At 34.5% G+C, this 9,597-nt stretch carries 9 protein-coding genes; 8 read left to right on the forward strand and 1 reads right to left on the reverse strand.

Annotated elements, in window-relative coordinates; genetic code table 11:
• Positions 1–40: 40 nt before the first annotated feature.
• Entirely contained in the window at positions 41–898 is an 858-nt protein-coding gene (locus EFD62_RS13200; RefSeq protein ID WP_128706256.1) for an energy-coupling factor transporter ATPase, read from the forward strand.
• Between the two features lie 45 nt (positions 899–943).
• Here EFD62_RS13200 and EFD62_RS13205 read toward each other — a convergent pair whose 3' ends face one another.
• On the reverse strand, positions 944–1,534 hold the full coding sequence (locus EFD62_RS13205; protein ID WP_069194981.1) for a class I SAM-dependent methyltransferase: 591 nt from the start codon (positions 1,532–1,534) through the stop codon (positions 944–946).
• Positions 1,535–1,747: 213 nt separating this feature from the next.
• Here EFD62_RS13205 and EFD62_RS13210 point away from each other — a divergent pair, with 213 nt between their 5' ends.
• The 7 genes from EFD62_RS13210 (at position 1,748) to EFD62_RS13245 (ending at position 9,585) form a co-directional block, all read left to right on the forward strand.
• On the forward strand, positions 1,748–2,593 hold the full coding sequence (locus EFD62_RS13210) for an energy-coupling factor transporter ATPase (protein ID WP_128706257.1): 846 nt from the start codon (positions 1,748–1,750) through the stop codon (positions 2,591–2,593).
• 8 nt (positions 2,594–2,601) lie between these two features.
• Positions 2,602–3,411 carry an energy-coupling factor transporter transmembrane component T family protein gene (locus EFD62_RS13215; RefSeq protein WP_128706258.1) on the forward strand — a complete coding sequence of 270 codons (810 nt, stop codon included), beginning with the start codon at positions 2,602–2,604 and terminating at the stop codon, positions 3,409–3,411.
• Between the two features lie 1,570 nt (positions 3,412–4,981).
• A complete protein-coding gene (locus tag EFD62_RS13225) occupies positions 4,982–5,320 on the forward strand; it encodes a cupin domain-containing protein (RefSeq protein WP_069194979.1) in 339 nt (112 codons plus the stop codon).
• 59 nt (positions 5,321–5,379) lie between these two features.
• Positions 5,380–6,360, forward strand: coding sequence for a hypothetical protein (locus EFD62_RS13230; RefSeq protein WP_069194978.1), 981 nt, complete (start codon positions 5,380–5,382; stop codon positions 6,358–6,360).
• 28 nt (positions 6,361–6,388) lie between these two features.
• Positions 6,389–7,201, forward strand: a complete 813-nt coding sequence (locus tag EFD62_RS13235; protein WP_128706260.1) for a class I SAM-dependent methyltransferase — start codon at positions 6,389–6,391, stop codon at positions 7,199–7,201.
• Positions 7,195–8,181: a hypothetical protein gene (locus EFD62_RS13240; RefSeq protein ID WP_069194976.1), complete on the forward strand. Its 987-nt coding sequence runs from the start codon at positions 7,195–7,197 to the stop codon at positions 8,179–8,181. The genes EFD62_RS13235 and EFD62_RS13240 overlap by 7 nt, the downstream gene beginning before the upstream one ends.
• Positions 8,182–8,301: 120 nt before the next feature.
• The gene (locus EFD62_RS13245; protein ID WP_162302515.1) at positions 8,302–9,585 is read left to right on the forward strand and encodes a prephenate dehydratase domain-containing protein; all 1,284 of its coding nucleotides are present in this window, start codon (positions 8,302–8,304) and stop codon (positions 9,583–9,585) included.
• Positions 9,586–9,597: the final 12 nt, after the last annotated feature.

Here is a 9,597-nt window from a genome sequence, read left to right on the forward strand (position 1 = left end):
AGGTATTCACCTTAATCCCTGTTTTATTAGGAGAGTTTGGATGAGGGATATAATAGTTGAAGCCAGCAATATAGAATACGAATACAAAAAAAATAATGACGATACCCAAACAGCACCTGTACTGAGGGAACTAAATACAATAATTAATGAAGGCGAATTTGTGGTTGTTATTGGCCGAAACGGCTCTGGGAAATCAACCTTTGCAAGACTTCTTAATGCTATTTTGATTCCTTCCCAGGGAGTGATCTATATAGGTGGTAAAAAAACCTCGGATGAAGAAAACTTATGGGAGGTAAGGCGAACGGTAGGCATGGTATTTCAAAATCCGGATAATCAGATTGTTGCAACATCTGTTGAGGAGGATGTGGCGTTTGGCCCGGAGAATCTTGGTATACCTTCGAACGAGATTGTAAAAAGAGTAAAAGAAGCACTAAAGAATGTTGGTATGGAGGAGCTAGAAAAAGCATCACCCCACCATTTATCGGGGGGACAAAAGCAACGAGTAGCAATAGCAGGTATTTTAGCTATGAAACCAAAATGTATAGTCCTTGATGAGGCTACTTCCATGCTTGACCCGATTGGAAGAAAAGAAGTGCTGACAGTCCTTAAAGACTTAAATCGCAAAGAAAATATAACAATCATACACATCACCCACCATATGGAGGAGGCAGTATTGGCCAAAAGGGTTCTGGTGATCGACCAAGGGAAAATCGTGATGGACGGAAATCCCCATGAAATATTTTCAAGAGTCAATAAGATTAAGGCCCTAGGACTTGATGTTCCTCAAGTTGCAGAATTATTTTATGAACTTAAGAAGAGTGGCTATAATGTGCCGGATAATGTACTTACTGTGGAAGAAGCAGTTCAATGCCTTGCCGACATAATTATTAAAGCCTGATATTTGTGGGTATATTTAGGATGACCTTTATCTGGGAGTTCGAAACTATTCTTTGGTACTTTTTATTATCCAGTACCCGCCCTTTTTATTAATAACCTCACAATTTCCATAAACCGATTTGAGAAAATCAATTGCAGAATTTGCTCCCTGCTTTTTTTGTATTACGAGATAAATAGATCCTCCGGGATTTAAGAAGTTTATGCTGTTTTCAAAAATAGGGTAGATTACTTTCTTTCCAGTTCGTATCGGGGGATTGCTTACAATAGCCTCAAATGTGCCCGTAACATTGGAAAAACCATCGCTTTTTAGGACATTAGCATTGGCAATGCCATTTAGCCGAATATTTTCTGAAGCCAGATCAACAGCACGTTCGTTAATATCAATCATTGTTATTTTTGAATTAGGATTTAATAGGGCAAGAGAAATACCTATAACACCATAGCCGCATCCAATGTCAAGAATATTGCCGGCTATCGGCGGAATGGATCTGATTAAAAGGTCGCTTCCGAAATCAACCTTTTTCTTAGAAAAAACCCCGGCATCGGTATTGAGCTTTATGACAGAGTCCTTCACGGTATAATTAATTGTGCCGATATCATGCGGAGTATCGGGGCTCTCAGTGTAATAATGATTCATATAATGCCACCTTTCAAATGTATATATATTTATCTTTAGTTTTCCCAATCACAATTATACCATAGAACTGGGTTGGGAGATTCATTAAAATGATTTATTGCAAAATATATAGGATAAAACTATACTTGAAGTTGACAGTTAAAAAGTGTATAAATATTATTAATATAAATAATAAAACTACATATTAATATTAAATCTCACTGGGGAGGAAAAATGTCCATAAAAGTAAGCAACCTTACATATACCTATATGAAGGGCACTCCATTTGAAAAAATAGCACTGGACAATATAAATTTAAGCATAGAAACAGGTGAATTTGTCGGTATTATCGGGCATACAGGCTCGGGTAAATCTACCCTTGTCCAGCACTTTAATGGCCTTTTAAAACCTACCTCAGGCAGTGTGTATATAAATGGCGAGGAATTGGCAGGGAAAAAAGCGAGTAAGCTGAAAAGTCAGGTGGGGATTGTGTTTCAATACCCTGAACATCAACTGTTTGAGGAAACTGTATACAAGGATATAGCTTTTGGCCTCATAAAAAGAGGAGAAGAAACGGATGAAATAGACAGGAAGGTCAGAAAAACTGTAAGCATGATGGGACTTTCCGAAGACATCCTAAGTAAATCCCCCTTTGAACTATCAGGGGGACAGAAGCGGCGAGTGGCTATGGCAGGAATCCTCGCACTTGAGCCATCTACCCTTGTTCTGGATGAGCCGGCAGCAGGTTTAGACCCCGCAGGGCGGGATGAGATATTTGAATTGATTTCAAGTTTGCATAAAAACAACAAAATGACGGTGATACTGGTATCCCATAGTATGGAGGATGTTGCAAAGTTTGTTCAACGGGTGGTAGTCATGAATAAGGGCAGAATTGAAATGTGTGGCTCGGTACGGAGTGTTTTTAATAAGATTGACGAACTGGAGAGAATAGGACTTGCTGCTCCCCAGATTACTTATCTGATGAAAAGATTAAAAAAGAAAATTCCCGAATTAAATGACAATATCCTGACTGTTGCTGAAGCAAAAGCGGAATTGGAAAAATACATAAGAAAGGAGTAATGGGGCTTATGATTAAGGATATAACACTAGGACAGTATTTTCCCGGGGATTCATTGATACACAGAGCGGACCCTAGGGTAAAAATTATCCTGACACTAGTTATAATGACAAATATATTTCTTATAGATTCATATCTTGCCTTTGCTGCATTTGCAGGCTTTATTGTCATGGCTGTTTTTATTGGCAAGATACCTTTTGGTTATACATTAAAAGGCTTAAAGCCAATTATGCCTATAATTGTTTTTACGGCGCTTATTAATATTTTTACTACTCCGGGCATTTTATTTGCAGGATACGGGCCAGTCCGCATCACCTATGAAGGAATAGATATAGCGGCCAAAACGAGCTTAAGGTTTGTGCTTTTGATTATGAGCTCATCCATTATGACCTTGACAACAACCCCCATATCCCTAACAGATGGCCTAGAAAGGCTTCTAAGCCCTCTAAAACATCTGAAAGTGCCGGTACATGAATTTTCTATGATGATGACTGTTGCATTAAGATTTATACCCACATTGCTTGAAGAGACGGATAAAATAATGAAAGCACAGGCCTCTCGGGGAGCTGACTTTGACACAGGCAGCATGTTCGAAAGGGCAAAAAGCTTTATACCCGTATTGATTCCCTTGTTTGTAAGTGCATTCAGGAGGGCCGATGACCTTGCATTGGCAATGGAAGCACGCTGCTATAGAGGTGGAGAGGGCAGGACAAGGATGAAGCAGATGAAGCTGTCCAAGGTTGATTATAAAATTGCATTATCTTTTTTGCTTTTTGAAATTGTTCTAATATATGTACAATATTTCAAATTTCATATTTAAATCAAACTTCTTCTCTAAGTAAGTACTATTTCTGCTACTATTGCATTATTAACGAACGATTCTATATTATTTAGCCATTTAAAGTAAATATAATGAAAAATATCCTGGGTTTGTAGAAAACTAATTAAAATGTTCCGGAAACCGTCAATATTCAAAAAAAGGGACTCTTTACTTTTTTAAAAGGTTCTAGAGTAATTTTTGGTTTTAATGCATCCCAAAGTTTAGCTTCTGATAAAAATTGATACCCAATTTCCTGCCCATATCTTACATGATACTATAAAAATAATTAACCAAATCAAGTCCATCTAAATACCGTCGATTTTATGACAATTTAGAATGAAGATTATTTGTAGTTATAGCAATATATGACAACAAATCATTAGAATATTCTGTCGATCTTTGAAGAGGTTTTTCAACAAATCACAAAGTTTATAAAATAAATCAAATCAAAATCCAGTTTGAATATTCATTTATATTAAAAAACGACAACCTTTGAGTTTAAGTAAAATACCGGGAAATGCTATTAATTACATTAGCTAGAATGTGAAAATAACTTTCTTATTATTCGACTCATAAAATTCACGTATTGACAATATTTTCTGAATATATTAAACTTATTTTGACGAACTAATATATCTTTTGAATGTCATTGAAAGTTATGGCATTGTTAGCACTATCCGGATAGTGAATGTTGATAATAGTTAGACTATTTGCAGCAAAGTGGAAGTGAGGGTTCTTCTGTTATTCCCAAAGAACTCCTATGCAAGGTGGACTATTCAATTAGGGTAAATCAGGAAACCAACAGAGTATACAATCTCTACTGCACTTTGACATCTAAATATATATATGCACATTCAAATTCAGGTTTGACCCAAGAATTGAAGCTCCTGTCATTGTGATATATATAACCTCTACGTTTTATCTTTTTCCCTTGTTGTTGTTACTCATGGCAAGACCGTTAAATATCTAATAATCGAAGTGGAGCAGGATGTATGGCAACCAATTGCCTAGAGTCATACAAAAAAGTTTTGTTCCGGAATACCATACATTGCAACAAAAACCTTAAAATATACGATAGATGCAAATGACATCTGATTTAATTCAAGATTTAAAGTTCTTTTCTGAGGTATTGCAACTACTCAATTACAAGATATTTGATTCAGATAAAGATTAAGAGCAGGTCTTCCTCAAGTTTAAGACTTCTGCATGCTTTAAAAGAGTCTAACGAATTTTGAATTCCTCGTCCTTGTTACTTGGCTTTCGGACATGATTTTGAATGTGATTACATGCATAATTAATACCCTTGTGAAAGTTCTATACATTTTACACCTTTGTGTTATGTTAGTACATTTCAGAATAAACGGTGTATAGGTTTTTCTTTTCTCCTATTATCAGCACTTTGTCAAAGTATCACAAAATTTATCGTTGAATGGTTTTTATGTTGAAATAACTTTGAAAACTTTTTGTAGAAAAAATATTACTAGAGGGAATAAGACGTGCAAAATGCTTGCAGAGGTAAATTGAGTTTTTTGCCTGATGTAAGCTACATAATTTCAAAAAGGGGATTAATATGGAAGTATTAAGCAATAGTAAGTGGAAGGAAGTAAAAAATCAACTTTTAGGAGATGCGGCGATTGTTGAAATGGTATCTGGAGATCATATGACACTATGTAGATATAAGATTAGCGAAAAAATCAATATACCTCTACACTCGCATGAATATGAGCAAAGCATATATGTGTCCCATGGCAAAATGAATCTTGTAGTAGATGGTGAGCTGATTTCCATGAAATCAGGTGATGCTTATATTATATTGAAAAATGTAAAACATTCTGCTGAAATTGTTGAGATACCGTTTGAGTCAATTGAGTCCTATTACCCTAAAAGGGAAGATTTATTGGAAAAGTGATAAAATTAGCCCACTAATATAGGGGCATAGATTCTTGAATATGGGGAAGGTTAAAAAATATGTTTAATGAAAAATATCAAAAGTTTAAAAGAACGATAACGGATTTTAATATTATCCCGAAAGAAACGAAAAAGATTGTAATAGGTATGTCAGGTGGGAAAGATGCTGCGATTATGACTCATTTCCTAATGGAATACCAAAAAGAAGAACGTCCGGATATAAAACTAGATATGTTGATAGCACCAACTCCCTATCCGCTTTGGAATGATATACCAGATAAAATATTCAATACAGCAATTAACAGTACTCAAAAAGATTTATTAATAGAACAGAAAAAAGTGATAGATAATTTTCTGGAATACTGGTCTCAATACATGGAATGTAAAGTTATTCCTGTCGAATACGAGCTTATTGAAGACCGTATACTGAAAATGTATTGGTCATGTATGATGTGCTTTAATACGAAAATGAAAGCATTTAACGATTATTTTCTTAAAGAAGCACATGAAGACAACACTTTATTTGCTTGTGGATGGACAAAATGGGATTCTCATTATACTTTGCTTTCTCATTTATTAAAGTCAGATGGTTCAAAGTGGTATGAGGTGAAAGAGAAGAATCCTAAAAAATACAAGGCCGATTGCATATATCTTGCTTCGTTTTCGGCATATACAAAGGTTGATTTGGGGATACCGGGAAAGAAAATATACAGAATTAACCCAATGGTAGAATTTGATGACAGTGAAACTTTTGCTTTATCACGGGAGCTGGAAATTCCGGTAGTAGAAGATATTTGTGCTAAGTTATATGGGGACATATTCGAGCAAGACAGAAGAAAAATATCAAAATACCTCGAAATCTTTTCTAATAACCAAAAGCATTTAAATCTTTCGGAAAATACTATGCTATATAGTTACAGAACTTTATTGAAATTTATGCAAGATATCGAACTTATACCTCCACTTGAGGAAATTGAAAGTTTGGTGTATGACGCATATAACAGTAACTTTGAAGAGATATTCAATTTATTGAAAAAATAAAAAATAAGAGAACGGATAGCGATTGATTATGGACAAAAATGATGGAATTTATGAAATAAAGGGTGGATTCAACGTATTGTCAGAATTCTACGATTCTGATGAATTGAACTTCTTTTTAGATAGTTCCAAACTGATGGTTAATGAATTGAAACTGTCAGGAGTGAAAAGTATATTAGATTTGGCTACAGGTACGGGTCATACTGCTTTTGAATTATCAAAAAAATATACTGATTCAAAGATTATTGGAATTGACATTTCTGAATCTATGCTAAAAAAAGCAGAAATGAAAAAAAGCAAGAACAGCAATATAGAATTTAAGATACATGATATTGAAGCATTGGAGTTTTTAGAATATAAATATGACCTTATTACCTGTTCGTTTGGAACATATTTTATTAAAGATACTGTACGGCTTTTTAAAAATGTCTTGCAAAAATTGAATAGAAACGGAAGTTTTGTATTAACTTGTTTTGCAGAAGAGTCGTTCATGCCTTTTAGCGTAGAGTATTTTGCGAACCTAAGAGAAAAAGGCATTATTCAAAACTATCCTAAAGACTTTAGCAGCTTAAATGAAAAGTATGTAAGTGATTTGGTTATAGCTGGGTTTAGTAATGTGAAAACAATTGACAAAAGAATGCAATATAAAATAAAAAAGGCTGAAGAATGGTGGACGGTTATTTGGGGTACGGGCTTTAGGAGTTTCTTAGAAGAGTTAGATTATGAGGATTTGGAGCAATTTAAAAGCTATCATCTTGAAAAAATAGATGAAATGCTTAAGCGAGGTACGGACACGTATAATTTGAACATTTTAATCATGATTGGAGAGGTAAATCCATGCTAAATACTAGCATAAAGTATATGGATTATTTTATTCCGCAGACTAGTATCACAGTTGAGGAAGTAATAGCTAAGAGTGAAGAAAAGCATATTATTCCAGGCGATAATATAGAAGAGTTCTGCAAGCAGTTCAAAAGAGAAAGTCGAATTGATGAGGTATCATCATTTGCTCAAGAAGATGACTTGATAAAAATTATTACTGAAATGGTTGAACGACTTTTTTGCGATACAGGAATAGATCCGTCAGAAGTAAGTTATTTAGTAGGTGGAAATAGAGTCTTGATGGATGGAGATATTTCGATTATACATTACATACATGAAAAATTTAAACTAAAAAATGCGGTTATCCTTCCAATATTTCAACCTTGTGTTTCAACACTTTTTGCAATGGGGTTGTCTAGAAAACTGCTAAATCCAATTGATAGAGAATATATGCTGATTTTATCCATAAATAAGGAAATAGATATAAAGGACAGATTTATTGGGTTAACAGTTATGGGAGACGGTATATCACTAGTTTTAGTTGAGAACCGACCCGGTCTAATTAATATAAAAGATTGGTGCGCTTTGAATAATGGAATAAGTAGTTTTAGCAAAAGGGAAAATTTAGGCAATGCCATAAGCTTACTACAGATTCGCTCGAATATAATCAAGAATGGAGCTTGCTTCATACTAAAATCCGTAGAACAGTTTGGTATTAGTATAGATGATGTAGATATTATTATTCCACCTAATACTTATTATGATGTTTGGGACAAGGTTTATAGTAATTTGCTGGAAATAGATTCTTCTAAGTTTTATCTAGATAATTTTGGATATGGTGGACATGTTAATGATGTCGATTTTGTCAGAAATATTAAAGACTATATGGATAAATGCCTATATCGTGAAAAAGACGAAAATATGTTGGTTTATGGTAAGGATATTATTGCTTCAAATGATATGAATTATCAAACTGTTTTTTTGGAAATTAAAAAAAATTAAACTATGCTTTGAGATTAAGAGCTTCTAAGCCTAATACTAAAATTCTTGATGTCTTATAAAAATATTAGAAAAAGCATTGTAGCCACTATTATATCTCAGTTGAGGGGAAAAGGTGAAATAATGGGGTCAATAATCAATATATCGGCGGAGTATATTAAAAAATTCGCATTAAGTAATGGGACTGATTTTGTAGGAATAGCATCAATTGACAGATTTGACGGTTCACCTGAGGGGCACCACCCTAAAGATTTATTAAAGACAGTTCGCTCGGTTATTGTTTGTGGAATTATTGTTCCTACTGGGGCTTTATTTGCTCCGTCAACCTTGTATCATAAAGTGATTGAAGCGACACATTTAGAGTTGGATCAAATAGCTATGAAAGTTAGCTGGGAGATTGAAAAAAACGGAGGATTGGCTGTACCTATACCTTCACATGCTCCTTATTATTTTTGGGATGAAGAAAATCAATATGCCATGGGAGATTTATCAATCAGACATGCTGCAGAAGCAGCTGGACTAGGCAAAATTAGCAAGTCTGCAATTTTTATTTCGAAGGACTATGGAATACTAACACGTATGGCCTGCGTATTAACAGATATAGAAATTGAGCCTGATCCAATAGCTGATTGGAATCCTTGCCCCGAAGAATGCAAACTATGTGTAAACGCATGTCCTGTAAATGCCCTGCAAACTGAAAAACAGTGTACCCAGTCTATATGCAGGAAAAATCTTTTCAGCTTTACGCTTGGGGGCGTGAAAGTTGAGGATTGTAGAGAATGTATTAAAGCTTGTCCTTGGGTTTTAAAAAGGAAAGGTAACAAAGTTAATCAAGAGTGTGTTAGGACTTTTAATATTGGGAGTATTGAAAATCAGTCTAACACACCTAAAAAAGTAATAATATCGACGTTAGGACCAGCAGGCACTTGCAGCGAACAGGCATCTTTGTTTTATATCAATAAGAATAATTATGCAGGGGAGGTTGTTTTGTATTCTTCGTTTGAAGAAGCTGTGTTGGCTTTAAAAGAGAGCAAATCAGATTATGTAATTATTCCTTCAGCTTATCAGAATATTGCATCTATTATTTTTCAGGAGAAATGTCACATTGAAATACATGATGTTTTTAAGCTTGCAACACCAAGTCTCGTAATAGCAGGAAAGGGAAAAGATAAAGAGGTTAAAAAAATAGCGACTCATGCTTCTCCAAGCAGTTTGGCCAAAGAATATTATCCTAATGCAGAATTAATTATTTCTAAGAGTAACAGTAATTCTGCCGAAATGCTGATAGCAAACGAAGTAGATGCATGCATTACTACAATGAATTGTGCTATAAAATACTCCTTAGACATTATACATGATTTTGGTGCAATTGCTATGGGGTGGAATGTATTAAAAAGAAAGAGTTAGGAGATGGAGTTT

The organism is Acetivibrio mesophilus (assembly GCF_004102745.1).
GTDB classification, from domain to species: Bacteria; Bacillota; Clostridia; order Acetivibrionales; family Acetivibrionaceae; genus Hungateiclostridium; species Hungateiclostridium mesophilum.

Coding starts and splice junctions, on each gene's coding strand:
- EFD62_RS13230 (WP_069194978.1), top strand. CDS start 5,380: ATGTTTAATGAAAAATATCAAAAGTTTAAAAGAACGATAACGGATTTT.
- EFD62_RS13215 (WP_128706258.1), top strand. CDS start 2,602: ATGATTAAGGATATAACACTAGGACAGTATTTTCCCGGGGATTCATTG.
- EFD62_RS13245 (WP_162302515.1), top strand. CDS start 8,302: ATGGGGTCAATAATCAATATATCGGCGGAGTATATTAAAAAATTCGCA.
- EFD62_RS13205 (WP_069194981.1), bottom strand. CDS start 1,534: ATGAATCATTATTACACTGAGAGCCCCGATACTCCGCATGATATCGGC.
- EFD62_RS13200 (WP_128706256.1), top strand. CDS start 41: ATGAGGGATATAATAGTTGAAGCCAGCAATATAGAATACGAATACAAA.
- EFD62_RS13225 (WP_069194979.1), top strand. CDS start 4,982: ATGGAAGTATTAAGCAATAGTAAGTGGAAGGAAGTAAAAAATCAACTT.
- EFD62_RS13240 (WP_069194976.1), top strand. CDS start 7,195: ATGCTAAATACTAGCATAAAGTATATGGATTATTTTATTCCGCAGACT.
- EFD62_RS13210 (WP_128706257.1), top strand. CDS start 1,748: ATGTCCATAAAAGTAAGCAACCTTACATATACCTATATGAAGGGCACT.
- EFD62_RS13235 (WP_128706260.1), top strand. CDS start 6,389: ATGGACAAAAATGATGGAATTTATGAAATAAAGGGTGGATTCAACGTA.